Raw genomic sequence first — 23895 nt, forward strand, 5'->3', positions numbered from 1 at the left:
TTGGGCGGAACTGCCATCTGAATGCTTATTGGAGGGATTCGACGTGGGTCTCTTCCTGCCAGCACGCCGCCCGCTTCCCACGCACACCCATCCCCCTACCGCGCCCGCACCGACACAAACTTCCGCGCATTCTCCCGCTGGATCAGCACCGCGATCACACCACCTTTCGCTTCGAGCGACTGCACGTCGTCCGGTGTTTCGAGCAGCGTGTCGTTGAGTTCGAGCACGACGTCCCCGGGCCGGATTCCCGCGTTCGCGGCCGGCCCGTGCACCGCATCCACCATCATCCCGACCGCGAGCCCGGTCGAACGCCGTTCGGCGTCGCTCAGCGGATGCATCGTCAGCCCGAGCCGATCGCCGCTGTCAGCCGGCCGCGCGGCCGCCATCGCCACGCCGGCGGCACCGCCCGCGCCGACCGTGCCCGCGCCGCCCGCGTTGCCCCCGCTCCCCGTCACTCCCGCGCTGTCGATCGCATCGCCGGCCCCCACGCCGGTGACCGTCAGCATCATCGGCACGCGGTTGCGGATCACCCGTAGCGGCGCCTTCGCGCCTGACGGCAATTCGGCGGCCAAGTCGTTCAGTTCGGCCGACCGGCCAATCGGCTTGCCGCCAAACTTCACGATCACGTCGCCGGGCCTCACGCCGGCCGCGGCAGCGGGCGAGCCGGGATCGACGCCGTTGACGAGCGCGCCCGCCGGACGCGGCAGGCCGAACGCCGCAGCCAGCCCGGCGCCGACGTCCTGCACGTCGACGCCCAACGCGTTGCCGGACGACGCGCGCTGCGTCTGCGCACTGGCCCGCATCTGCGCCTGCACTTGCGCACGCACCTTCACGGCGAGCGCGATCGGAATCGCAAACGTCGTGCTCGCGTAGCGGTCGGCGCCCGTATAGACCTGCACCGCAATGCCGATCACGTCGCCCGCGCGGTTGAACACGGGGCCGCCCGAGTTGTCGGGATTCACCGCGATGTCGGTCTGGAAGAACGGAAACGCGCTGCCGTCGGGCAGCGCATGCGACGTCGCGCTGACGATGCCGGCCGTGACCGTGTTGCCCGAGCCGTCCGGCGCGCCCATCGTCATCACCGGTTCGCCGGCGCGCACCCGCGACGAATCGCCGATGCGCACGACCGGCAGCTTCGTCGCGTCGACGTGCAGCACGGCGACGTCGCTTTGCGGATCGACGACCAGCACCGTCGCCTTCAGGTCGCGGTGATCGGCGAGTCGCACCGTGACGTCGGTCGCATCGTCGACGACATGCGCGGACGTGAGGATCAGCCCGTCGGCGCTGACGATGAAACCCGAGCCACTGCCCGACAGCGTGCGCGGCGCGGTATCGGGCGCCGGCGCCGGTGGAACCTGTGCGGACATCGGCGGCCCGCCGCGGCGGAAGAACGCGGCGAGCGGATCGTCGGAATCGAGAATCGCGAAGGACGGCCCACCGGCCTGCTGGTCGGGCGCGGCGGTCATGATGGTCACGACCGCCGGGCCGTATCGGTCGACGATCGTCGGGAAGTCGACCGGCATCGCGTGAGGCGATGTGGCGAGCCGGTTCTTCATGACAGGCGGTGTGGCGGGCGGTGCGACGGTTCCGGCAACGGCTGCCGACGGCGACAGCAACGAGGCGAATACGCCCCCGATCAACGCGGTGCGAAGCACGGCGCGAGCAAGCGTCTGGCGAACCACGGTGCACCTCCCCCGGCAGTCGCGGCTCCGCCCCGCGCGGGCGCCGACAAGCACCGGTACACCCCTCCATTTATAGTCCACGCAGCATGCGGAACATACGAATCGAAACCCGCATGTCGGGTCGTCGCGCGGCGTGGGAGCCGCGACAGCGTTCGTTCCGGGCAAAGTTCACGGTTCGTCAATCGGAACATTCACCCGCCATCACGGCGATGCGTGCGACGAAGCACGTCCCGCGCTACCAGGCCAGCAGCAGAAAGTTGCGCACCACCGCCGACGGATCGTCGCGTCGCGACGCAATCGCGAGCCGCGCGCGCAGCCCGTTGCCCGCGACCTGCCGATACACGACACCCGCGACTTGCACCTGCGTGATCGCCTTCGGCACGATCGACACGCCGAGCCCGGCCGCGACGAGCGTCACCGCCGACGCGATTTGCGGCGCGGGCTGCGCCATGCGCGGCTGGAAGCCGGCGGCATTGCACGCCGCGACGATGTCGTCGAACAGTGCACTGCCCGCTTCGCGCGGCACCTGCACGAACGCCTCGTCGGCCAGTTCCGCCAGGTCGATCCGACGCCGCTGCGCGAGCCGATGCGCGACCGGCATCGCGACGAACATCGGCTCCTCGTCCCAATCCGCGGCCAGCAACGTGTCCGCGATGCGACGCTCCGGTCGCACGATCGCGACATCGAGCCGCCCGGCGTCCAGCGCCTCGAGCAACACGCCGGAGGTCGCCTCCTGCAACGTCAGGTCCGTATCCGGAAACGCTTCGCGAAAGCGGCGAATCAGGTCGGCCACTTTCGAATTGAAGGCCGCCGTCCCGGTGAAACCGACCCGCAGCTGCCCGATTTCCCCACGCGCGGCCCGCTTTGCCGCCCGCGCCGCGCGCTCCGCATCGTCGAGCACGCGCCGTGCCTCCTCCGCGAACACCTCTCCCGCGACGGTCAGCTCGGCACCGCGTGCGGTCCGCCTGAACAGCTCCACGCCGAGTTCGTTTTCGAGCGCCTTGATCTGCTGGCTCAGCGGCGGCTGCCCCATGCCGAGCGCTTCCGCGGCCTTCGTGAAGTTCGACGTGGCCGCCACGGCCAGGAAGTATCGGAGATGTCGAAGTTCCATGTGATCTCGGGTAGATGGAAATGGCGATCAAGCCATTCTCAAAACATATCGCTACGGTTTCTTTCATATATTGGACATATATATGATCGTGCGCAAGAATTCGGGCATTCCCCAGCCCATCGGGTACATAGCATGTCGAATCCCGCGATTTCGTCCACCGCGACTCGCGCCCCGAGCGCCGCGCCTGATGCGCTGCCCGCCGGCGTGTCGCCACGCTCGGCGGCCTACAAGCGCATTGCGCTGGCGCTCTTCCTGGCCGGCTTTTCCACCTTCTCGCTGTTGTACTGCGTGCAGCCGTTGCTGCCCGCGTTCGCGCGCGAGTTCAACCTGGGCGCGGCGTCGAGCTCGCTATCCCTGTCGCTGTCGACGGGGATGCTGGCGGTCTCCATCCTGTGCGCCGGCGCGCTGTCCGAACGCTTCGGCCGACGCGGGCTGATGTTCGCGTCGATGACGCTCGCGGCGCTGTTCAACGTGCTCTCGGCGGTCGCGCCGAACTGGAACCTGCTGCTGATCTGGCGCGCGCTCGAAGGTTTCGCGCTCGGCGGCGTCCCGGCAGTGGCGATGGCCTATCTCGCCGAGGAAATCGCCGCCGACGGGCTGGGCCTGTCGATGGGGCTCTATGTCGGCGGCACCGCGTTCGGCGGCATGATCGGGCGAATCGGGATGAGCGCGCTCGAGGAGTATTTCTCCTGGCGCACCGCGATGCTGACGATCGGCGTCGTCGACCTGGTCGCGGCGATCGCGTTCGTGATGCTGCTGCCGCAGTCGCGACGCTTCGTGAAGCGAACCGACCTGACGCTGCGTCACCACCTGCGGCTGTGGAACGCGCAGTTGCATCACGCGCGCCTGCCGTTCGTGTTCGCGATCGGTTTCCTCGTGATGGGCGCGTTCGTGACCGTGTACAACTACGCCGGGTTCCGGCTGACGGCCGCGCCGTTCAACCTGAGCGCGACCGCATGCGGGCTGATCTTCGGCGCCTATCTGTTCGGGATGGTGTCGTCGTCGAGCGCCGGTGCACTCGCCGATCGCCTCGGGCGCGCGCCCGTCCTCGTCAGCGGCATTCTCGTGTTCGCGGCCGGCCTCGCGCTCACGTTATCGCATTCGCTCGTCGCGATCATCGTCGGGATCGTGCTGATCACGATCGGCTTCTTCGTCGCGCATGCGGTCGCGAGCGGCTGGGTCGGGCATCTCGCCGGTTCCGCAAAGGGGCACGCTGCGTCGCTCTACCTGCTGGCCTATTACCTCGGGTCGAGCGTGCTGGGCTCGGTCGGCGGCACGTTCTGGCAGCACGGTGCGTGGGGCGCGGTCGCCGCGTATGTCGCGGTGCTGCTCGTGCTCGGCCTGGCGGCTGCCCGCCGGATCATGCGCGAGGAACGCGTGCGGTAAGTTCCGATTCGCAGCGACGCGACTGCGGTTCACTCTCCCGCGACCCGACGCGCGATCGTCGACAACGTCCGCAGCATCGGCGCGAACGCATCGGCCGACGTATTGCCGAACCCGAGCACGAGCCCGTTGGCCGCCGACGTCGCGTGGATCGAAAACCCCGACAGCGGAAACGGCCCGATCCCATGCGCGCGCGCCGCCTCGACGATCGCGCGGTCGCGATAGCGTGCCGGCAGCCGCAGCGCCAGATGCAGCCCGCACGGCCCGCCCTCGACCTGGTGCGGCACGGCGAACGCGTCGTCCAGCGCGGCGAGCAGCAAGCGCCGCCGGTCGCGATACAGCCGGCGCATCCGCCCGAGATGCCGTCCGTACTCCCCCGTCTCGATGAAATCGGCGAGCGCGAGCTGCACGTGTCGCGTCCCGCCGCGCAGCATCTCCGGCAACGCCGGCCGCACCGCGGCCAGCAGCGCGTCGGGCAGCACGAGAAAGCCGATCCGCAACGCCGGAAACATCGTCTTGCTGAACGAGCCGAGATAGACGACCGGTGAATCGGCCGCGAGCCCGTGCAACGCGCCGATCGGCTCGCCGGTGTGACGAAACTCGCTGTCGTAATCGTCCTCGATGATCCACGCGCGATGCCGGCGTGCGGCGTCGATCAGCGCGAGCCGGCGCGAGATCGACAGCACCGCGCCGGTCGGGAACTGGTTCGACGGCGTGGTGTAGACGAGCCGCGGCGGCCGCTCGCGCCAGTCCGCGTCTTCCGCGCGCAGCCCCTCCGCGTCCACCGGCATCGGCACGACGTCGAGATCGGCCGCCTGCATCGCGGTGCGCGCGCCGCGATAGCCGGGCTCCTCGACCCAGACCGTGTCGCCCGGGTTCGTCAGCAGTTGCGCGCACAACGCGATCGCCCCCTGCGCGCCCTCGGTGATCACGATCTGCTCGGGATCGCAGCGCACGCCGCGCGTCACGGCCAGATGGCGCGCGATCGACTCGCGCAGCGCGCGCTCGCCGAGCGGGTCGCCGTACGCGAGCAGGTCGCGGCCGGCGCGGCGCAACGCGCGGTCGATCGCGTGCCGCCACGCATCGACCGGAAAATGCGACAGCGCGGGCACGCCCGGCCGGAAGCCCTCCGATTCGCCGGTGCCGATCAGGCTCGGACGGATCCGGCCGAGCCGCTGCGCGACGGCCGGCGGCGCGGCCCGCCGACGCGGTGCGGCCGGCCGCGACAGGCCGACCACGCGCGTGCCACGGCGATCGGATTGCAGGAAGCCTTCGGCGACGAGTTGCTCGTAGACGGCCGCGGTCGTGTTGCGCGACACGCCGAGCGTCTCGGCCAGCGCGCGCGTGCCGGGCAGCCGCGTGCCGGCCGGCATCGCGCCGCCGAGAATCGCGTCGCGCACACGGCGCAGCAACTGCTTCTGCAAGGAAGGCGCGCCGGCCGCGCGCGCGAGCGGCGCGTCGAGTGGCAGCAGCGGCGCGGCGCCGGAAGGAATGGCAGTCGTCATCGGAATATTGCGGCGTGGAAGTCTCGGTGCATGGCGCCATCGTCGCGCGTTCGTGGCACCATAAATTTGCCATTGTCTGGCGCTTCTCATGGTACCTCGCCGGGACTACGATCGTCTGCATGCCGGCATGTCGCCGGCCGCCAACCGAAGCGAGATCGACCTTGTCCACGCTCACCAACGACTTCCAGCAGCCCATCGGCCACCCCGTTCCCGACTGGTCCGCGCGCCCGCGCCCGGAGCGCATCGTGCTCGAGGGCCGTTACTGCCGCCTCGAACCGCTCGACGCCGACCGCCATGCCGCCGACCTGTACGCCGCGTATGCGCAGGCGCCCGACGGCGGCGACTGGACCTATCTCGCGCACGGGCCGTACACCGACGAGTCGAGCTACCGTGACTACGCGCGCGGCGCGGCGGCAAGCGCCGATCCGCTGCACTACACGGTGATCGACCGCGCGACGAACCGAGCGGTCGGCACGCTCGCGCTGATGCGCATCGACCCGGCCAACGGCGTGATCGAGGTCGGCTCCGTCACGTTCTCGCCGCTGCTCAAGCGCACGCCGATTTCGACGGAAGCGCAGTACCTGCTGATGAAATACGCGTTCGACACGCTCGGCTACCGGCGCTACGAATGGAAGTGCGACGATCTCAACGAGCCATCGCGCAAGGCGGCCGCGCGGCTCGGCTTCCGTTACGAGGGCACGTTCCGGCAGGCGATCATCTACAGGGGCCGCAATCGCGACACGGCGTGGTTCTCGATCGTCGACGGCGAATGGCCGGACGTGCGCGCCGCGTTCGAAGCCTGGCTCGCGCCGGAGAACTTCGACGCCAACGGTGCGCAGCGCGAGTCGCTCGTTGCGATCCGCCACGCGCGGGCTCGTGCGCGCGACGCAGCCGGCCGCGCGAACGACGCGACGCGCGTCACGGTCCGCCCGCTCGTCGCCGCCGACGAAGCCGCATGGCGCCCGCTGTGGCAGGGTTACCAGAGGTTCTACGAGACCGCGCTGAGCGACGCCGTGTTCGCGACGACGTGGGCGCGCCTGATGGACCCCGCCGAGCCGATGTTCGTGCTCGGCGCCTTCGACGCGTCAGGCACGTTGGTCGGCATCGTGCACGCGATCTATCACCGCTCATGCTGGACCGAAGGGCCGTACTGCTATCTGCAGGACCTGTTCACGGCGGCCGACGCCCGCGGACAAGGTGCGGGCGGTGCGCTGATCGAAGCCGTGTACGAACGGGCCCGCGAAGCCGGCGCAAGCCGCGTGTACTGGCTCACGCACGAAACCAACACGACCGCGCGCGCGCTGTACGACCAGCTCGCGACCAACGCGGGGTTCATTCAGTACCGGAAGGATCTCAAGTAACGCGCGGATGCGACCGGTCGCGCTCAGCCCAGGGCGTCGACCGGATCCGTCGCCTCGCCGCAGGCTGGTGCTACGTGACACGCGGCGCCGGCCGCAGGCGGCACCGACGCGGGGTGGATCATCTCGTCGCCGTTGACGGGTACCGGCCGCCGCACCGGCCGGTACACCGGTTCGCCCGGCTCGATCGCCTGCCCCGAGATCGCGCAGCGGCCCGGCTGCAACGCGACGCGCAAGCGCCAGCGTTGCTCGCCATAATGGCAGCGCCCGCTTTCGCTCCAGCGCACCAGCAAGCCGTCGTCACCAGCCTCCAGAATCGACACGAACAGTTGCGGCCGCAACGGTGAAACGCCAGGCGCGACAGGCTCCGGAATCAGCGCGCGATCGACGCGCTCCGACGGCCGGACCATCCCGGCTTCTGGCGACAACGGCATCGCGTCCCGCTCGTCGGCTACCAGCATGTGGTACGACACGTACTCGCAGATCAGGCTTTCGATGAGGTTTGGCATGCTGGACGACATTCCGTGAAGATTGAAACGAGCCGCGCCGCGCACGCACGCGATCGGACATTGCCGCAGATGATACAAATTGAAGTTAACTTCAAGTAAAGAGGTGGCGCACGCAACGGTGCGTTTCGCCGATCGGCGCAATGGGTTGCCCGACGATGGCGGCAGCGTCTCGCGTTTCGTCTCAACCGGCTGAGACGAATGTCCCGGCGTCTCACCCGTCCCAGCCCGTCGCAAGCGCAGCAAGTTTCACGCGCGATTCGCGCTGCACGCCCTGATGTCGACGCAAGACCGGATGCTGCACCGCACACCACCCCTCCCGCTCCGTCGCCACGCGACCGCCGAGTCGGGCTGGCCCCGTTCCTGCATGTCGGTCGCTCGCGCAATCGCGCGACGGACGCGCCGGCCCCCTTGCCGCGCGTCCGACGACAACCTGACGGAGACAGCAACGTGAGTACACCGGCACCGAACACCGCTCCCAGCATGAAGGCCGCCGTCTGGCACGGCCGCAACGACATCCGCGTCGAGGAGGTTCCCGTTCCGGCGCATCCGCCGGCCGGCTGGGTCCAGATCCGCGTGCACTGGTGCGGGATCTGCGGCTCCGACCTGCACGAGTATGTCGCCGGACCCGTGTTCATCCCCGTCGACGCGCCGCACCCGCTGACCGGCCTAAAGGGCCAGTGCATCCTCGGCCACGAATTCAGCGGCGAAATCGCGGCGCTCGGCGCTGGCGTGACGGGCTTCGCGGTCGGCGAGCGCGTGACGGCCGACGCGTGCCAGCATTGCGGCACCTGCTGGTATTGCCGGCACGGGCTGTACAACATCTGCGAGAACCTCGCGTTCACCGGGCTGATGAACAACGGCGCGTTCGCCGAATTCGTCAACGTGCCGGCCGAACTGCTGTACAAGCTGCCCGACGACTTCCCGACCGAGGCCGGCGCGCTGATCGAGCCGCTCGCCGTCGGGCTGCATGCGGTGAAGAAGGCCGGCAACATCGTCGGCCAGACCGTCGTCGTGGTCGGCGCCGGCACGATCGGCCTGTGCACGATCATGTGCGCGAAGGCCGCGGGCGCCGGACGCGTGATCGCGCTGGAAATGTCGGCCGCGCGCAAGCAGAAGGCGCTGGAAGTCGGCGCGACGGTCGTGATCGACCCGAAGGCGTCCGACGCGATCGCGGAAGTCAAGGCGCTGACGGGCGGCTACGGTGCCGACGTGTCGTTCGAATGCATCGGCCACACGGCCACCGCGCAGCTCGCGATCGACGTGATCCGCAAGGCCGGCAAGTCGGTGATGGTCGGCATCTTCGAGGAGCCGACGTCGTTCAACTTCTTCGACATCGTGTCGACCGAGAAGGAAGTGATCGGCTCGCTCGCGTACAACGGCGAATTCGCGGACGTGATCCGCTTCATCGCGGACGGCCGCATCGACGTGCAGCCACTGATCACCGGACGCATCAACCTCGGCGACATCGTCACGCACGGCTTCGAGGAGCTGGTCAACCACAAGGACCGGAACGTGAAGATCATCGTCCAGCCCGCGACCGCCTGACGAACCGGGGACCGGCCAACCGGCACATGTTCCCGCCCGTTTTCGGTGCGCGCACAACGGCACCGGGCGCGGGCGCGCGGGGTCGGACTTCGATATACTCGAAGCGACATCACCGCCCCGCGCGCCGCCCGCGCGCCCGCTTCCGTGAAACCACGAGCCGGCCTGATCCTCGAACTCGTCGTCAATCTGCTGCTGCCCTGGGTCGCATACCGGGCGGCGCATCCGTATTTCAGCGAAACCGGCGCGCTGTATGCGTCGGCGATTCCGCCCATCGTCTGGTCCATCGTCGAATTCATCCGCTCCCGCCGCATCGATGCGGTGGCCGCGATCGTGCTGCTCGGCATCGCGCTGTCGATCGCCGGCATGGCGCTCGGCGGCAGCGCGCGCACGCTGCTGATGCGTGAATCGCTCGCGTCCGGCACGATCGGCGTCGTGTTCCTGCTGTCGTTGTTCCGCGATCGTCCGCTGATTTTCTATCTCGCGCGCGCGACGGTGGCCCGCGAGATGGCCGGCGGCGCCGCGCGTTTCGAGACGGTCTGGGCCGAGCAGCCGGGGCTGCGCCAGATGCTGCGGCTGATGACCTTCGTGTGGGGCGCGTGCATGACGCTCGAGATGCTGCTGCGCCTGTGGATGGTCGTCACCTGGCCCGTCGAGCGCGTGCTCGTCGTGTCGCCGATCATGGGCTACACGGTGTTCGGCACGCTGCTGCTGTGGACCTTCTGGTACCGGCGGCGAATGCGCGAGCGCAACCGCGTCGACATCCCTGGCCGCGACGGCATCACCGAAATCGCCGGCCGCTGACCGCCCGCCCCGCGGCATGTCACGGCCGCTAGGGTATGATGCGCGGCGTTTCGTCCGACCCTGCATCGCCCCATGTCTCTTTCGCTTCTCCCGTGTGCCACGATCTGGCTCGCGTTGTTCGCGGCCGCCGCATTCGCGTGGCAGCGCCCGCTGCAGGGCCTGAGCATCGCCCTTGCCGCGCTCGGCTATGCCGCTGCGCTGGCGTTCGGCAAGCTGGAGCCGATCGTGCTCGCGCCGCTCGCGCTGCTCGTGGCCGCCGCCTGGGGCGTCGCGCCGGGCCGTCCGGTCGCGGTGCGGATCGGCGCGCACGTCGTGTTTGCCGCGCTCGCGATCGCGCTGAGCCTGCACCTGATCCCCGGCTTCCACAATCCGCGCGTGATCGAACCGACGCGTTTCACGCCGGATGCCGTGCCGTTCACGATGTACCTGAATTTCGACAAGCCGCTCGTCGGTCTGTGGCTGCTGTGGGCGCTGCCGTGGATCGCGCCGGACGTCCCGCCGGCACGCGCGCTGCGCACCGGCGCCGTGGCGGCCGTCGCGACGGCGGCGGCCTGCCTGGCTGGCGCACTCGCCTTCGGGATGGTCGGCTGGGCGCCGAAATGGCCGGCGTCGGGCTGGATGTGGCTCGTCAACAACGTGCTGCTCGTCACGCTCGCGGAGGAAGCGCTGTTCCGCGGTTACGTGCAGGGTGGGCTCACGCGCGTGCTCGGCCGGTTCGGCTGGGGGCCATGGGCCGCGCTTGCGATCGGCGCGGTGCTGTTCGGCGCCGCGCACGCGGCCGGCGGCTGGCCCTGGATCGTGCTCGGTACGGTGGCCGGCATCGGCTATGGCCTCGCCTGGCGGCGCGGCGGGCTGCTCGCGTCCGCGCTCGCGCACGCGGGGCTGAACGCGATCCACTTCGGTCTGTTCACCTACCCGATGCTCGCCGCCGCGCGCTGAACGCCGTGCACGGCGGTGCGGCGGCGGTAGCCCGCCGGTTTCGCGCGGTTGATCAGTTGAAGCCGGCCACCGCGTGTGGCACGTACGGGCCTTCGAGCGCCGCGATTTCGTCGTCCGTCAGCTTCAGTTGAAGTGCGCCGAGCGCATCGTCCAGATGATGCGGCTTCGAGATGCCGACGATCGGCGCGGTGACGCCGCGCTTGTGCGCGACCCACGCGAGCGCGACCTGCGCACGCGGCACGTTGCGCGCGGCGGCGATCGCCGCGACGGCCTCGACGACCGCGCGATCGGCATCGGCCGTCGCGTCGTAGAGCCGCTGGCCGACGTCGTCGCTCTGCTGCCGGCCGGACGACTCGTCCCAGTTGCGCGTCAGCCGGCCGCGCGCGAGCGGGCTCCACGGGATCACCGCGACACCTTCGGCCTCGCACAGCGGCAGCATTTCCCGCTCCTCCTCGCGATACAGCAGGTTCAGGTGGTTCTGCATGCTGACGAAGCGGGTCCAGCCGTTCTGCTTCGACGTATACAGCGCCTTCGCGAACTGCCACGCGAACATCGACGACGCGCCGATGTAGCGCGCCTTGCCGGCCTTCACAACGTCGTGCAGCGCCTCGAGCGTCTCCTCGATCGGCGTGCCGTCATCCCAGCGGTGGATCTGGTACAGGTCGACGTAGTCGGTGCCGAGCCGCTTCAGGCTCTGGTCGATGTCGGTCATGATCGCCTTGCGCGACAACCCCGCGCCGTTTGGCCCCGGCCGCATCCGGTAGAACACCTTGGTCGCGATCACGACGTCGTCGCGCTTCGCGAAGTCGCGCAGCGCGCGGCCGACGATCTCCTCCGACGTGCCGTCGGAATACATGTTCGCGGTATCGAAGAAGTTGATGCCGGCCTCGATCGCGCGCTGGATAATCGGACGGCTTTCCGCTTCCGGCAGCGTCCACGGATGCGTGCCGCGTGACGGCTCGCCGAACGTCATGCAGCCCAGCACCAGCTTCGACACGTCCATCCCGGTCGACCCGAATTTCACGTATTCCATCGCTCGCCTCGTCATTGAAGTGGGTGGCGGCCGGATGCGCGCCGCAGTTCGCCGCGCCGGGCACGAACGCCGCGGCATGCATCCGCCGGACGTCGCATGGTATCCCGCGGCGCGCAAACGCGTATCGGTGCACTCGCGCGCTACCGGCCAAGGCCGGACGGACGAACGCGGCCCCGCAGCCCGGATGCGTCGCTCGGTCCGGGTTGCGCGTCGAATGACGAACGGAGTTACTTGATCTGGTCGGCGAGCGGCTGCAGGAATTCGGAGAAGCCGGTCAGCATGATCTGCACGCCGATGCACAGCAGCAGGAACGCCGACACGCGCTTCGCGACCTTGGTGCCTTCGGTGCCGAGATAACGCGACAGCAGCGCGGCACGGCTGTAAGTCAGCCAGATCACGACCGCGACGAGCGCGGAAACCGCGATCGACACGATGCTCGACAGCATGAATTCCGACAGCTTGTGCGTGCGGTTCGCGTTCAGCGCGATCGCGGTGGCGATCGAGCCGGGGCCGACCGTCAGCGGCACGGTCAGCGGGAAGAACGCGCGGGTCATGATCGCGTTCGCATTGATCGGCTTGATCGGCGTATCGCCGCCGCCCGCCGGGCCGTCAGGCTCGTTCAGCATCTGCCAGCCCGCGACGGCGACCGCGAAGCCGCCCCCGATCCGCAGCGCTTCCATCGAAATCCCGAAGAAATGCAGCACCGGCGTGCCGGCGAAGAACGCGACCAGCAACACGATGAACGCGTTGAACGCCACCTTCTTCGCCAGCAGGTTCCGCTCGTGCTCGGTCAGCGCCTCGGTGCGTTCGAGAAACAGGAACGCGATGCCGATCGGATTGATGATGCCGATCAGGCCGGTGAAGCCGAACAGGATCTCGGAGATAAGGCGATTGACGATCATCGGAAGCGAGGAAACGGTCGGGGCTGGGCCGGCGGCGCGCCGGGGGTCACGCATTGTAGAGCAAGCGCCCGCGCCCGCGACGCAAATCGCGCCCCGGGCCCGACGGGCCGCGCCACGCCCTTATTCGGCGACCGGCTCCCACGCCGGCGGCCGCTTCGCGAAGAACGCGGCGAAGCCCTCCTTCGCTTCCGGCGTCGCCCGCACGCGGGAGATCGTCTGTGCGGTGAACGCCGCGCGTTCGTCCGACGGCGGATACTCGCCGATCGCGTCGAAAAAGCGCTTGATCTCCATCAGCGCGTTCGGGCCATTGCGGCTCAGTTCGGCGAGCGTCTTGTCGAGCGCCGCGTCGAGTGCGTCGGGCGGCACCGCCTGGTGGATCAGCCCGATCGCGACGGCCTCGCCGGCCGCGATCTGCGTCGCGGTCAGCGCGAGCCGGCGCGCCTGGCGCTGGCCGACCGCCTCGACCAGATACGGGCCGATCACCGACGGCAGGATCCCGAAACGGGCCTCGCTGACCGAGAAGCGCGCGTGATCGCTCGCGATCACGATGTCGCACGCCGCGCACAGGCCGACGCCGCCGCCGAACGCGTGGCCCTGCACGCGCGCGACCGTTGGCTTCGGGCACTGCCGGATCGCCCGCATCATTGCGGCGAACCGCTCGGCGTCGCGCAAATTCGCGGCGGCGTCGTTCGCGCTCGCGCGCTGCATCCACTGCAGGTCGGCGCCCGCGCAGAACGCGCGGCCGTCCGCGCGCAACACGATCGCGCGCACGTCGTCGCGCCCGCCGAGCGTCGTGAACGCGTCGGTCAGCTCGGCGATCATCGTCTCGTCGAACGCGTTGAGCACGTCGCCGCGCTGCAGCGCGACGGTCGCGATGCCGCGCGCATCGACGGCGACGGCCAGGGTCTTCAATCCATCCATCGAACAGGTTTCCTCGGGGTAGAACAGGGAACGGCGAAACTCAGGCGGCCTGCCGGCGGTCGATCACGCGCCGGGCCTTGCCGGTCGCGCTTGCGGGAATGCCGCCCGCGCCGAGCACCGTCACGCCCGCCGACACGCCGATCATCGTCTTGATCCGGTGCTGCAGCTCGCGCGCGATCGCCGCGCGGTCGCCGTCGGTCACGCACGCGGCGGCCTCGGAGCGCAGCTCGACCGCGAGATCGAGCCGGTCCATGTGGCCGTCGCGCGAGATCGTGATCTGGAACTGGCCCGACAGCTTCGTCTGCGCGACAACGATTTCCTCGATCTGGCTCGGGAACACGTTCACCCCGCGCACGATCAGCATGTCGTCGGAGCGGCCCGTGATCTTCGCGAGCCGGCGCATCGCGCGCGCGGTCGGCGGCAGCAGCGCGGTGAGGTCGCGCGTGCGGTAGCGGATCACCGGCATCGCTTCCTTCGTCAGCGACGTGAACACGAGCTCGCCCTCGCTGCCGTCCGGCAGCACTTCGCCGGTCACGGGATCGATGATCTCCGGATAGAAATGGTCTTCCCAGATCACCGGGCCGTCCTTCGTCTCCACGCATTCACACGCGACGCCCGGGCCCATCACTTCCGACAGCCCGTAGATGTCGAGCGCGTCGATGCCCACGCGCGTCTCCACCTCCTCGCGCAGCGCCTGCGTCCACGGCTCCGCGCCGAAGATGCCGATCTTCAGCGACGACTCGGCCGGGTCCATGCCCTGCCGCACCATCTCGTCGATCAGGTTCAGCATGTACGACGGCGTGACGAGGATGATCTTCGGCTCGAAATCGCGAATCAGCTGCACCTGCTTCTCGGTCTGGCCGCCCGACATCGGCACGACCATGCAGCCGAGCCGCTCCGCGCCGTAGTGAATCCCGAGGCCGCCCGTGAAGAGCCCGTAGCCGAACGCGTTGTGCAGCGTGTCGCCCGGGCGGCCGCCAGCCGCGCGGATCGAGCGCGCGGTCACGTTCGCCCAGGTATCGATGTCGCGCGCCGTGTAGCCGACCACCGTCGGCTTGCCGGTCGTGCCGCTCGACGCATGCACGCGCACAACCTGCTCGCGCGGCACCGCGAACAGCCCGAACGGATAGTTGTCGCGCAGGTCGTTCTTGGTCGAGAACGGAAATTTCGCGAGGTCGGCGAGCGTCTTCAGGTCGTCCGGATGCACGCCGGCCGCATCGAACGTGCGGCGATAGTGCGGGACGTTGTCGTACGCGTGGCGCAACGACCACCTGAGACGCTCGAGCTGCAGCGCCTGCAGTTCGTCGCGGCTGGCGGTCTCGATCGGCTCGAGGGCGGCGGCGGGATGCGTCGGGTGAGTCATCGGGGTGCTCCTCCAATGGAGTGATGTCGTTATCGTGATCGGGGTGCAGCTGCCGGCGGCTAGCGGAACGTGCGGCCGGCCGCGTGCAGCGCGGCGATGCGCGGCGACACGCGATAGCGGTCCTCGCCGTAGCTCGCCGCGAGGTTCGACAGCACGCGATGCACGCGGCCGATGCCGATGGCATCGGCCCACGCGAGCGGGCCGCACGGGTAGTTCACGCCCTTCTCCATCGCGAGATCGAGATCGGCTGGCGAGCACACGCCCTGGTTCACCGTGTCGGCCGCCTCGTTCGCGAGCATCGCGACGGTGCGCATCGCGACCATGCCCGGCACGTCCGCGATGCCGACGACGCGAAAGCCCGCTTGCTGAAACAGGCCGACCGCATCCGCATAGGCGGCGTCGCTGCACTGGAGCGCGCGCGTCAGCGCGACGAGCCCGGCCTGCGCGTAATCGCGCGCGAGATCGACGAGCACGAGGTCGGCCACGCCCGTTTGCGCGGCGCGCACCGTCGCGGTGCGGCCGTCGGTCAGCGCGATCGACGCGCGGCCGGCCACGGCCAGCAGTTCGTCGGCATGCGCGCCGCTCGGCCGCGCGCCCGCGATGCGTTCGGCGAAGCGTGCATGCAGCGCGGCGGCGGGGCCGTCCTGCGCGAACAGCGCGACGTCGGCCGGCGCATCGCGCTGCGCTTCGAGTTCGGGCGTGGGCGGCGTCGCGCCGTCGGCATAGGAATAGAAGCCGCGGCCCGACTTGCGTCCGAGGAAGCCTGCGTTCACGAGTTCCTGCTGGATCAGCGACGGCGTGTAGCGCGGGTCATTGAAGTAAGCGCGAAACACCGACTCGGTCACCGCGAAGTTCACGTCGTGGCCGATCAGGTCCATCAGCTCGAACGGCCCCATCCGGAAGCCGCCGGCTTCGCGCATCACGGCATCGATCGAGGCCGGCGTGCCGCCCTGCTCGTTCAGCACGCGCAGCGCCTCCGCGTAATACGGCCGCGCGACGCGGTTCACGATGAAGCCCGGCGTCGACTTCGCCAGCACCGGCCGCTTGCCCCACGCGACGGCCGTGTCGTACAGCGCCCGCGCGACTTCCGGCGCGGTCGCGAGCCCGCTGACCACCTCGACGAGCGCCATCAGCGGCGCCGGATTGAAGAAATGCAGGCCGGCCACGCGCTGCGGCGCGCGCAGCCCGGCCGCGATCGACGTGATCGAGATCGACGACGTGTTGGTCGCCAGCACGCAGCGATCGTCGACATGACGCTCGAGCGTCGCGAAGATCTCGCGCTTCACGTCGAGCCGCTCGGCCGCCGCCTCGACGATCAGCGCCGCGCCGGCGAATTCGGCCAGCGCGCGCACCGCGCGAATCCGGTTGCCAGCCGCCTCCGCTTGCGCCGGCTCGAGACGGCCCTTCTCCGCGAGCCGCGCGAACTGCGCGCGGATGCCGGTCAGCGCCTTGTCGCACGCGGCTTCGTTCAGGTCGTACAGCAGCACCGCATGGCCGGCCGCCGCGGCAACCTGCGCGATGCCCGCGCCCATCGCGCCCGCGCCGATCACGCCGACGACCGACGATTGCGCCAGCGCGCCCGAATTCACCGAATGTGCAGAAGAAACAGCCATCGCTTGCGATCCGTCATGAAGTGGAAGTGCGAGCGATTATAAACCGACCGGTCGGTAGATTTATGTCAGGGCGAGCCCGAATTTGTCGTGCAAGAGACCGTTACGGAAACTGTAAAACTCAAAAAAATCGAACGATCGGGGCACTTTTTGCAAGCCGAAAGGTCAATGAAAGCATTCAAATATGAGATAGTGGCCCCCGAACGCCTGATAAAATTCGACAATTCGCCGGATTTCAGGGGGAAACCGCGTGTCACGCCGTTGCCGTCCATCGTCCGCGCCCTTTCGGGGTCGGTTCAGTCCCGCCGGCACGTCTGTCGCCACGTGCAAGCGCCCCGCCTTCGGCACTCGGTCGCATCGAACCGTTTCATCCAGCGACGGGCCTCGGCCCGCCCGCGCCCCTCGTCGCCTCACGGCGGCGAACCCGAGGCAGCGCAGTTCCGCGCTGCCGTGCATCAGCTTCATCGTCCTCGTTCGGCGGATCATCTGGCCGGGCTTCGTCAACCCGTGACGGCGCGTCGCGCGCCGCCACTCGCATAGGAAACCGTCCATGCCGCTCTCGTCCAACCAGCTCCCGCGCTGGACCCTCTGGGCCCCGCTTGCCGCATGGCTGGTACTCGCGCTGTCGCGCGTCGTGCCGGCCGAAGGCCTCGTCATCGCCGTGTTCGCCGCCGCGCTCGCCGGCGCCGTGTTCGCCGCCGTCCACCATGCCGAAGTCGTCGCGCATCGCGTCGGCGAGCCGTTCGGCACGCTCGTGCTCGCGGTCGCCGTGACCGTCATCGAAGTCGCGCTGATCGTGTCGGTGATGCTCGGCGCGGGCCCCGAGAAATCGGGCCTCGCGCGCGACACCGTGTTCGCCGCCGTAATGATCATCTGCAACGGCATCGTCGGCCTCTGCCTGCTGGTCGGTGCGTGGAAGCACGGCGAACAGGATTTCCAGGGACGCGGCGCCAGCAAGGCGCTCGCGGTGCTCGCGTCGCTGTCGGTGCTGTCGCTCGTGATGCCGAACTACCTGAACGCCGCGCCGGGCCCGTTCTTTTCGAAATCGCAGCTTGCGTTCGCCGGCGTAGCGTCGCTCGTGCTGTATGGCGCATTCGTATTCGTGCAGACCGTGCGCCACCGCGACTACTTCCTCACCGAGCATGACAGCGCGAACGAATCGGTGCACGCGGCGCCGCCGAGCAGCCGTACCGCGCTGATCAGCCTCGTGCTGCTGTTCGCGAGCCTCGTCGCGGTCGTGCTGCTCGCGAAGCTGCTGTCGCCGGCCGTCGAGCATGCGGTGATGAAACTCGGCGCGCCGGAAGCGGCGGTCGGCATCGTGATCGCCGCGCTCGTGCTGCTGCCCGAAGGGCTCGCGGCCGTCACCGCCGCACGCGCGAATCGTTTGCAGACCAGCATGAACCTTGCGCTCGGCTCGGCGCTCGCGAGCATCGGGCTCACGATTCCGACCGTCGCGGCCGTGTTCATCTGGGTCGGCCAACCGCTCACGCTCGGCATCGGCGCGATGGAAACCGTGCTGCTGTCGCTGACGCTGCTGGTCAGCACGCTGACGCTCAGCCAGGGACGCACGACGGTGCTGCACGGTGTCGTGCATTTGTCGCTGTTCGCGGCTTACCTGTTCCTGTCGATCACGCACTGATGCAAAACGGCGCGCGGCATGGCGAAAACGATTCGCCGTGCCGCGCGCCGTGCTTCATCTTCCCCGCTTCACCTTCTTCGCTTCACGCCGCGCCTATCGGGCCGGAATCACGAGATGCTGGCCAGCCAGGATCAGGTTCGGGTTCGCGAGGTTGTTGCGGCGCTGGATCTCGCGATAGCGCTGGCCGCTGCCGAGCTTGCTCGCCGCGATCATGTTCAGCGTGTCGCCCGCCTTCACCACGTACGTCTTTTCGCCCGACGCGGCCGCGGTCGTCATCGTCTGGTCGCTGACGAAGTACTTGCGCAGCAGGTCCAGATACTGCGGCGACTGCTTGAGCTTCGCGATCGCGGCGTTCAGATAGATCAGCAGGTCCTGGTCGTCGGCACGCACGCCGATCTTGTACGCGATGTTCGAGCCGTCGAGCTTGGTCACCGCGAACTTCAGGTCGGTGCCCTTGATCGAGCTGACCGCGAACGGATAGTCGTAGATGAACGCGTCGACCGCATGGCCGTCGAGGCTCTTCGCGATGAACGCCGGGTCGGAATCGTCGACCTCGACGAACCGGACGTTCGGATACTGGCGCGTGACGAATGCACGCACGTCCGGGTCGCCCTTCAGGATGCCGACCGTCTTGCCGGCCAGATCGTCGGTCGAGCGGATCGCGGAGCCTTGCCGTACGATCAGCGAATAGCCGAAATCGTCGACGTACGGCACCGAGTAGACGACGCCCGCCGGCGTGTTGTCCGGGAAGGTCAGCCCGTCCATCGCGACGTCGACGACATGGTTGCCCTTCGCGTCGGTGTCGAGCAGTTGCTTGGGCACGCCCGGGTACGTGTCGACTTCGTGACGCGTATCGACGACGACCGGCTTGCCGCCGTGCGAGAACGACGGATCCGAGAACAGCAGCCGCGCGAATTCGACGTTGAAGCCGTGCGGCGCGCCCTTGTCCTCGCCGAAGAACGGCTCGCTCGGGTTCTGCACCGAGACTCGCACGACACCGTTTTCGGCGATCGATTTCAGCGTGCTCGCCTGCGGCGTGAAGCCGGCCGGCAGCACGTTGCCCGACGTCGACGGCTGCGCGGGCTGGCCTGCGCCGCCTGCCTGCGCGGACGTCGCGCCGGGCGCCGCATCGTGCGCGGGAATCAGTGTCGACAGGCCGCCCTGGTGGACGATCCATACGCCGACGAGCACCACCAGAAACACGACTGCACCGAGAAGTTTTTTCATGGTTGCGTGCCTGCGGGAAGTTATTGTTGTTTCGACGGCAATGCAGCGGCCTGTGCCGCATCGGGGCCGGGCACGGGCGTGCCGTTCATCGCCGCCTGCTGTTGCGCCTGCTTGACCTCGGGATTGTCCAGCAGCGACGTCTCCATTTCGGAGAACGCCTTGTTCACCGAGCGCATCACCGAATCGACGGCCACGTCGGTCTTGATCTGCTCGAACGTATCGGCCGACTGCCGGCCCGCGAGCTTGTTCATGTGCTGCGCCGCCTGCGACATGTCCCACATCGCCTTCGCGCGATCGATCGCGGACGCGAAATTCTTCAGTTCCGTCTGCACCTGCTTGTAGCGGCTTTCGCGAAACGCGAGCAGCTGCTTCATCGTGTCGAGCTGCGCGCGAAAGCGTGGCGCGTCGTCCGGATACTGCTTCTCGAACAGCTCGGTCTTGTCCCCGAAGTTCTTCACTTCGGTGCGGAACGCGGTGATGCTGTCCGCGAATTTCTGCGCCGCCTGGCGCTTTTCCGCGAGCTGGTTGATGAGCGTCTCGATCGGATTCGACTGCGCTTCCTCGACGATCATCTTCACCTTCTGGTTCGCGAACTTCATCGCGACGACCGGCGCGAAATAGATCGCCCCGAGGCCGATCACGGCCGCCGTGATCAGCGCGATCATCCCCTTCAGGATGAACAGCGCGGCCGGTGCCGCGATCGCGACGCCGGCGATGATGATCGCCCATTTGATCAGCTTTGCCTTGCCACTCCCCGAACTGCCGTTTGCTTCGTTCGAAAGCTGCGACATGAGTTTTTCTCCTTGAACCTCGAACTGAACTGCGTGCGTAAGCTGCGTCTGCTCAATCGAAATGCTTCGGACTCCGGTGCCGCCGCGCGCGCGGGACGGTCGACGGCACGATGCGTGAATGCGTGGCGGCGGCGTCACGAGACGCCGGTGTAAGCGTCATGCGCGATACGGTATTCGGGCGCGACAGGCTGACGCGCGACGCGGCGGCGCCGATCGGCACCGCTCATCGTCACGGCAGGCGCGCGAACGGGAAAGTGTACCGATGCACGGTACGAAACGGGATGACGGATACGTGACGCGACGGGCGTCGGGAAAATCGTGATTCCGGCAGGCCGGTGGCTGCGGCGCCGGGATTCCGGTACGAGTGCGTGAAGGCTCATCGTTGTTCTTGTGCGCGTCGCTGATGCGGGAACGCGCGGCCAGCGCGCCCCGCTCCAAATGCACGCACGTATCCTGCGCCGACCGGCATGCAGCGTCAAGCGGTCGGCGCGGTGCGTTGCCCTTTCGCGATCGAAAGCGTGCGCGGCACGTCAGCTTTCCGAACAGTAAGGATGTTGCCGGTGCCGCGACGCGTCGCGCTCGGTCGAAATTGATGCCGATCGAAGCGCGGCCTGCGGCCGGCCGCCGGGATGTTACGTCTCGGCGCCGATCGCGGCGTCCGCATCGAATCCGTACAGCACGGCCGGATTGTCGACGAGCATCGCGCGGCCGACCGCCTCGTCCGCCGCGCAGGCGTGCAACCAGCCGAGCAGGTGCGCATCGTCGGGCACCGGCGACGCGTTCGGATGCGGCCAGTTGCTACCCCACACGCAGCGCGCCGAATGCTCGCGCGCGAGCACGGTGGCAAGGCGTGCGACGTCGTCGTAACCGGGCGCACCGGATCGCGAAGTCTCGTAAGGCGCGGACAGCTTCACCCAAACGTGGCCGCGATCCAGCAGGCGCCGCAATGCGACGAACGCCGGCGCATCCGGCGTCACCGGCGTCAGGAACTTGCCCGTGTGATCGACGACGACATGCGCCGGCAACGATGTCAGCATCGACTCGACGTCGGGCAGCGTCCAGCCATCGAGCTGCAGGTCGATGTGCCAGCCGAGCGGCGCGATCCGCGTGGCCATCCGCTCGAGCTCGTCCCATCGCGCGACGCCGCCCGACAGTGTCATGAACCGCACACCGCGGATGCCACTTGCGTGCAGCCGCTCGAGTTCGGCGTCCGGCACGTCGACGGGCAACGTCGCGACGCCACGCGCCTGCGGGCCGAGCTCGGCCAGCGCATCGAGCGTGCAGCGGTTGTCGAACCCGTAACCGGTCGGCTGCACGACGACCACGCGCGCGAGGCCGAGCGCCCGCTGCACGCGGCGATATGCGTCCACCGGTGCATGCGGCGGGCGGAACGTCGCCGTCGGTGCGAGCGGATACGCATCGTCGTAAATATGAATATGGCAATCGCAGGCGGGCGACGGCTGCGCGCCGGTGCGGTCGTGCGTCATCGTGCGCCCGGCGCGGCGGATGTGTCGACCGATCGCCAGCGTGCGAGCCGCGTCGCGTGCGCGGCGTTGACCGCGCCGTTCGGCACGCGTGCGTCGAGCAGCGCGGCGAGTTGTTCGACCGTCTCCAGTGCCTGATGCTCGACTGCCGGCCGCGTCAGTCCGCCGATATGCGGCGTGGCGATCACGCGCGGATACGCGGCGAGTGCGGGCGTCGGCATCTGGTCCGTCGCGCGGCCCACATCGAGCGCGCAACCGGCCAGCCGACCGCTGTCGAGCGCGTCGGCCAGCGCCCGCTCGTCGACGAGCTCGCCGCGCGACGCATTGACGAAGCACGCGCCCGGCTTCATCGCGGCGAACGCGCTCGCATCGAACAGGTTCGCGGTGGCGGGCGTCGCCGGCGCGAGGCACACGACGTAATCCGCGTCGCGCAGCAAGGTCGCACGGTCGACCTGTTCGATCGACGGCGTGTCGACCCGCACGTACGGATCGCACACGAGCACGCGCATCCCGAACGCCGTCGCGATCGGCGCGAGATGGCGCGCGATCTGTCCATAGCCGACCACGCCCAGCGTGCCGCCGCGCAATTCGCGGCCCATCCGCGGCAGCGGCGGCGTGCCGCGGTGGTACGCATCGGCGTACGCGCCGATACCGCGCGCGAGGTCGATCATCGCGCCGATCACCCACTCCGCGACGGCCGGCCCGAAACCGGGGCTCGCCTGCGTGACCAGCACGCCGAATTCGCTCGCCGCGTCGACGTCGACGGTACGAATGTCGACCGCGCAGCGCAGGAACGCGGCGAGCGCGGGCAGCCCCGCGAACAGCGCGCGCGGTGCCGGCGTCTGCCGGTACGCGATCATCGCGTCGCATCCCTGGGCGGCGGCGATCAGCTCGTCCGTGCCGAGCTCGCGGTCGAGCGGATTGCACGTGACGTCCGCGATCGCCTGCAGCGCACGCAGCGCCTTTGCACCGAAGTAGTAATCGAGCATCCCGGACGGATGGGTCACGTAGACGCGCGTCATGCGGGGGCTCCGTCCGATTCGACCGCACGTGGCGGCGGCGCGACCGACGCGCGCTCGACGAGCGTGACGCCCGGGAACACGCACTGCCCGGGCTCCGACGGGTCGCCGTCGTGCCGCATCACGCGCCGCACCATTTCCGCGGCCATGTCCGTGACGGGCAACTGCACCGTGGTCAGCGCCGGCCACGAGATCGCCGACAGGAAGTGACCATCCATCCCGACGACCGATACGTCGTCCGGCACGCACAACCCGCCGTCGCGCAGCCCGGCCATCAGGCCCAGCGCGAACAGGTCGTTGACCGCGACGATGCCGGTCGGCCGCGCCGGATCGGCCGCGAGCGCGGCGCCGAGCGCGCGCCCGACCTCGACGATCACCGCGTCGCCGTATTCGTTCGCCGGGCCGCCGTCGAGCACTTGCGCATCGGCGCCCGCGTCGCGCGCAGCCGCGAGAAAGCCGCGAATCTTGTCGCTGCGGCTCACGGTGACGCCGGCCACCGTCGCGAACGCGAGCCGCGTATGGCCCGCGGCGACGAGACAGGCGGTCGCGAGCCGCGCGGCCGCCTCGTTGTCGGCGGTCACGTGATCGACCTTCGATTGCTCGCCGGGCGTCGCGCGGCGGTCGTAGCTGACGACCGTCATCCCGCGTTCGGCCGCGCGTTCGAGGTGGCTTTCATCGGCGAGCGACGAGATCACGATCACGCGCCGCACGCCGTGCGCGAACAGGTCGTCGAAGAACGACGCCTCCTTGCCCGCGTCGCGGTACGTGTTGCCGATCAGCACGCGATGGCCGTACTGCTCCTGCGCGCAAGCCTCGATCTCGCGCGCGATGTAGCCGTACATCGGATTCGCCATCGACGGCACCAGCAGCCCGACGAGCGGCGTCTGCCCCGTCTTGAGCTGGCGCGCTAGCGTGCTCGGCCGGTACTGCAGCGCATCCATCGACGCCTTCACGCGTTCGAGCGTCTCCGGCTTCATCTGATCGGTGCGGCCGTTGAGCACGTTCGAAACCGTGCTGACCGAAACAGCCGCATGACGGGCCACGTCCTGAATCGTACTCATGTCGTCTTGCAA

General features: G+C 68.9%; 20 protein-coding genes. 6 read left to right on the top strand and 14 right to left on the bottom strand.

Annotated elements, in window-relative coordinates; all coding sequences use genetic code 11:
• Window positions 1-95: 95 nt before the first annotated feature.
• Together WS87_RS23960 and WS87_RS23965 are read right to left on the bottom strand one after the other, a co-directional pair.
• The gene (locus WS87_RS23960) at window positions 96-1682 is read right to left on the bottom strand and encodes a trypsin-like peptidase domain-containing protein (protein WP_059819232.1); all 1587 of its coding nucleotides are present in this window, start codon (window positions 1680-1682) and stop codon (window positions 96-98) included.
• A 235-nt stretch (window positions 1683-1917) separates the two neighbouring features.
• The gene (locus tag WS87_RS23965; RefSeq protein WP_059698445.1) at window positions 1918-2793 is read right to left on the bottom strand and encodes a LysR family transcriptional regulator; all 876 of its coding nucleotides are present in this window, start codon (window positions 2791-2793) and stop codon (window positions 1918-1920) included.
• A gap of 132 nt (window positions 2794-2925) precedes the next feature.
• Here WS87_RS23965 and WS87_RS23970 point away from each other — a divergent pair, with 132 nt between their 5' ends.
• On the top strand, window positions 2926-4179 hold the full coding sequence (locus WS87_RS23970) for an MFS transporter (protein ID WP_059819233.1): 1254 nt from the start codon (window positions 2926-2928) through the stop codon (window positions 4177-4179).
• 29 nt (window positions 4180-4208) lie between these two features.
• Here WS87_RS23970 and pdxR read toward each other — a convergent pair whose 3' ends face one another.
• The gene (pdxR, locus tag WS87_RS23975; protein WP_059819234.1) at window positions 4209-5681 is read right to left on the bottom strand and encodes a MocR-like pyridoxine biosynthesis transcription factor PdxR; all 1473 of its coding nucleotides are present in this window, start codon (window positions 5679-5681) and stop codon (window positions 4209-4211) included.
• A 161-nt stretch (window positions 5682-5842) separates the two neighbouring features.
• Between pdxR and WS87_RS23980 the strand changes: the two genes are divergently transcribed.
• Window positions 5843-7042: a GNAT family N-acetyltransferase gene (locus WS87_RS23980; RefSeq protein WP_059819235.1), complete on the top strand. Its 1200-nt coding sequence runs from the start codon at window positions 5843-5845 to the stop codon at window positions 7040-7042.
• Between the two features lie 23 nt (window positions 7043-7065).
• On the opposite strand, the gene WS87_RS23985 is transcribed toward WS87_RS23980, so the two are convergent.
• On the bottom strand, window positions 7066-7548 hold the full coding sequence (locus WS87_RS23985; RefSeq protein ID WP_059819236.1) for a DUF3331 domain-containing protein: 483 nt from the start codon (window positions 7546-7548) through the stop codon (window positions 7066-7068).
• Window positions 7549-8028: 480 nt separating this feature from the next.
• Here WS87_RS23985 and WS87_RS23990 point away from each other — a divergent pair, with 480 nt between their 5' ends.
• The 3 genes from WS87_RS23990 (at window position 8029) to WS87_RS24000 (ending at window position 10833) form a co-directional block, all read left to right on the top strand.
• Window positions 8029-9093, top strand: a complete 1065-nt coding sequence (locus WS87_RS23990; protein ID WP_059607288.1) for a 2,3-butanediol dehydrogenase — start codon at window positions 8029-8031, stop codon at window positions 9091-9093.
• A gap of 144 nt (window positions 9094-9237) precedes the next feature.
• Complete coding sequence (locus WS87_RS23995; protein ID WP_059819237.1) at window positions 9238-9894, top strand: VC0807 family protein; 657 nt, start codon at window positions 9238-9240, stop codon at window positions 9892-9894.
• A 72-nt stretch (window positions 9895-9966) separates the two neighbouring features.
• Window positions 9967-10833: a CPBP family intramembrane glutamic endopeptidase gene (locus WS87_RS24000; RefSeq protein ID WP_059819238.1), complete on the top strand. Its 867-nt coding sequence runs from the start codon at window positions 9967-9969 to the stop codon at window positions 10831-10833.
• 52 nt (window positions 10834-10885) lie between these two features.
• On the opposite strand, the gene WS87_RS24005 is transcribed toward WS87_RS24000, so the two are convergent.
• The 5 genes from WS87_RS24005 to WS87_RS24025 form a co-directional block, all read right to left on the bottom strand.
• Entirely contained in the window at window positions 10886-11866 is a 981-nt protein-coding gene (locus WS87_RS24005) for an aldo/keto reductase (RefSeq protein ID WP_059819239.1), read from the bottom strand.
• A gap of 227 nt (window positions 11867-12093) precedes the next feature.
• Window positions 12094-12768 (bottom strand): MarC family protein, encoded by a 675-nt coding sequence (locus WS87_RS24010; RefSeq protein WP_059819240.1) that lies wholly within the window; start codon window positions 12766-12768, stop codon window positions 12094-12096.
• A 120-nt stretch (window positions 12769-12888) separates the two neighbouring features.
• Window positions 12889-13689, bottom strand: a complete 801-nt coding sequence (locus WS87_RS24015; protein WP_059819241.1) for an enoyl-CoA hydratase-related protein — start codon at window positions 13687-13689, stop codon at window positions 12889-12891.
• A 40-nt stretch (window positions 13690-13729) separates the two neighbouring features.
• Window positions 13730-15052, bottom strand: a complete 1323-nt coding sequence (gene paaK, locus WS87_RS24020; RefSeq protein ID WP_059819242.1) for a phenylacetate--CoA ligase PaaK — start codon at window positions 15050-15052, stop codon at window positions 13730-13732.
• Between the two features lie 59 nt (window positions 15053-15111).
• The gene (locus WS87_RS24025) at window positions 15112-16665 is read right to left on the bottom strand and encodes a 3-hydroxyacyl-CoA dehydrogenase (protein ID WP_059819243.1); all 1554 of its coding nucleotides are present in this window, start codon (window positions 16663-16665) and stop codon (window positions 15112-15114) included.
• 547 nt (window positions 16666-17212) lie between these two features.
• Between WS87_RS24025 and WS87_RS24035 the strand changes: the two genes are divergently transcribed.
• Window positions 17213-18301: a calcium:proton antiporter gene (locus WS87_RS24035; RefSeq protein ID WP_059533841.1), complete on the top strand. Its 1089-nt coding sequence runs from the start codon at window positions 17213-17215 to the stop codon at window positions 18299-18301.
• Between the two features lie 93 nt (window positions 18302-18394).
• Here WS87_RS24035 and WS87_RS24040 read toward each other — a convergent pair whose 3' ends face one another.
• The 5 genes from WS87_RS24040 to WS87_RS24060 form a co-directional block, all read right to left on the bottom strand.
• Window positions 18395-19528, bottom strand: a complete 1134-nt coding sequence (locus tag WS87_RS24040; protein WP_059819244.1) for a transporter substrate-binding and LysM peptidoglycan-binding domain-containing protein — start codon at window positions 19526-19528, stop codon at window positions 18395-18397.
• A 20-nt stretch (window positions 19529-19548) separates the two neighbouring features.
• Window positions 19549-20319, bottom strand: a complete 771-nt coding sequence (locus WS87_RS24045) for a hypothetical protein (RefSeq protein ID WP_059819245.1) — start codon at window positions 20317-20319, stop codon at window positions 19549-19551.
• 632 nt (window positions 20320-20951) lie between these two features.
• Window positions 20952-21806 (bottom strand): amidohydrolase family protein, encoded by an 855-nt coding sequence (locus WS87_RS24050; RefSeq protein WP_059819246.1) that lies wholly within the window; start codon window positions 21804-21806, stop codon window positions 20952-20954.
• Window positions 21803-22825, bottom strand: coding sequence for an NAD(P)-dependent oxidoreductase (locus WS87_RS24055; protein WP_059819247.1), 1023 nt, complete (start codon window positions 22823-22825; stop codon window positions 21803-21805). The genes WS87_RS24050 and WS87_RS24055 overlap by 4 nt, the downstream gene beginning before the upstream one ends.
• Window positions 22822-23895, bottom strand: a complete 1074-nt coding sequence (locus tag WS87_RS24060; protein ID WP_059819248.1) for a LacI family DNA-binding transcriptional regulator — start codon at window positions 23893-23895, stop codon at window positions 22822-22824. Before WS87_RS24060 ends, WS87_RS24055 begins: the two co-directional genes overlap by 4 nt.

The organism is Burkholderia sp. MSMB0856, from assembly GCF_001524645.2.
GTDB classification, from domain to species: Bacteria; Pseudomonadota; Gammaproteobacteria; order Burkholderiales; family Burkholderiaceae; genus Burkholderia; species Burkholderia diffusa.

Coding starts and splice junctions, on each gene's coding strand:
- WS87_RS23965 (WP_059698445.1), bottom strand. CDS start 2,793: ATGGAACTTCGACATCTCCGATACTTCCTGGCCGTGGCGGCCACGTCG.
- WS87_RS23970 (WP_059819233.1), top strand. CDS start 2,926: ATGTCGAATCCCGCGATTTCGTCCACCGCGACTCGCGCCCCGAGCGCC.
- pdxR (WP_059819234.1), bottom strand. CDS start 5,681: ATGACGACTGCCATTCCTTCCGGCGCCGCGCCGCTGCTGCCACTCGAC.
- WS87_RS23985 (WP_059819236.1), bottom strand. CDS start 7,548: ATGCCAAACCTCATCGAAAGCCTGATCTGCGAGTACGTGTCGTACCAC.
- WS87_RS23990 (WP_059607288.1), top strand. CDS start 8,029: ATGAAGGCCGCCGTCTGGCACGGCCGCAACGACATCCGCGTCGAGGAG.
- WS87_RS24000 (WP_059819238.1), top strand. CDS start 9,967: ATGTCTCTTTCGCTTCTCCCGTGTGCCACGATCTGGCTCGCGTTGTTC.
- WS87_RS24005 (WP_059819239.1), bottom strand. CDS start 11,866: ATGGAATACGTGAAATTCGGGTCGACCGGGATGGACGTGTCGAAGCTG.
- WS87_RS24010 (WP_059819240.1), bottom strand. CDS start 12,768: ATGATCGTCAATCGCCTTATCTCCGAGATCCTGTTCGGCTTCACCGGC.
- WS87_RS24015 (WP_059819241.1), bottom strand. CDS start 13,689: ATGGATGGATTGAAGACCCTGGCCGTCGCCGTCGATGCGCGCGGCATC.
- paaK (WP_059819242.1), bottom strand. CDS start 15,052: ATGACTCACCCGACGCATCCCGCCGCCGCCCTCGAGCCGATCGAGACC.
- WS87_RS24025 (WP_059819243.1), bottom strand. CDS start 16,665: ATGGCTGTTTCTTCTGCACATTCGGTGAATTCGGGCGCGCTGGCGCAA.
- WS87_RS24035 (WP_059533841.1), top strand. CDS start 17,213: ATGCCGCTCTCGTCCAACCAGCTCCCGCGCTGGACCCTCTGGGCCCCG.
- WS87_RS24040 (WP_059819244.1), bottom strand. CDS start 19,528: ATGAAAAAACTTCTCGGTGCAGTCGTGTTTCTGGTGGTGCTCGTCGGC.
- WS87_RS24045 (WP_059819245.1), bottom strand. CDS start 20,319: ATGTCGCAGCTTTCGAACGAAGCAAACGGCAGTTCGGGGAGTGGCAAG.
- WS87_RS24050 (WP_059819246.1), bottom strand. CDS start 21,806: ATGACGCACGACCGCACCGGCGCGCAGCCGTCGCCCGCCTGCGATTGC.
- WS87_RS24055 (WP_059819247.1), bottom strand. CDS start 22,825: ATGACGCGCGTCTACGTGACCCATCCGTCCGGGATGCTCGATTACTAC.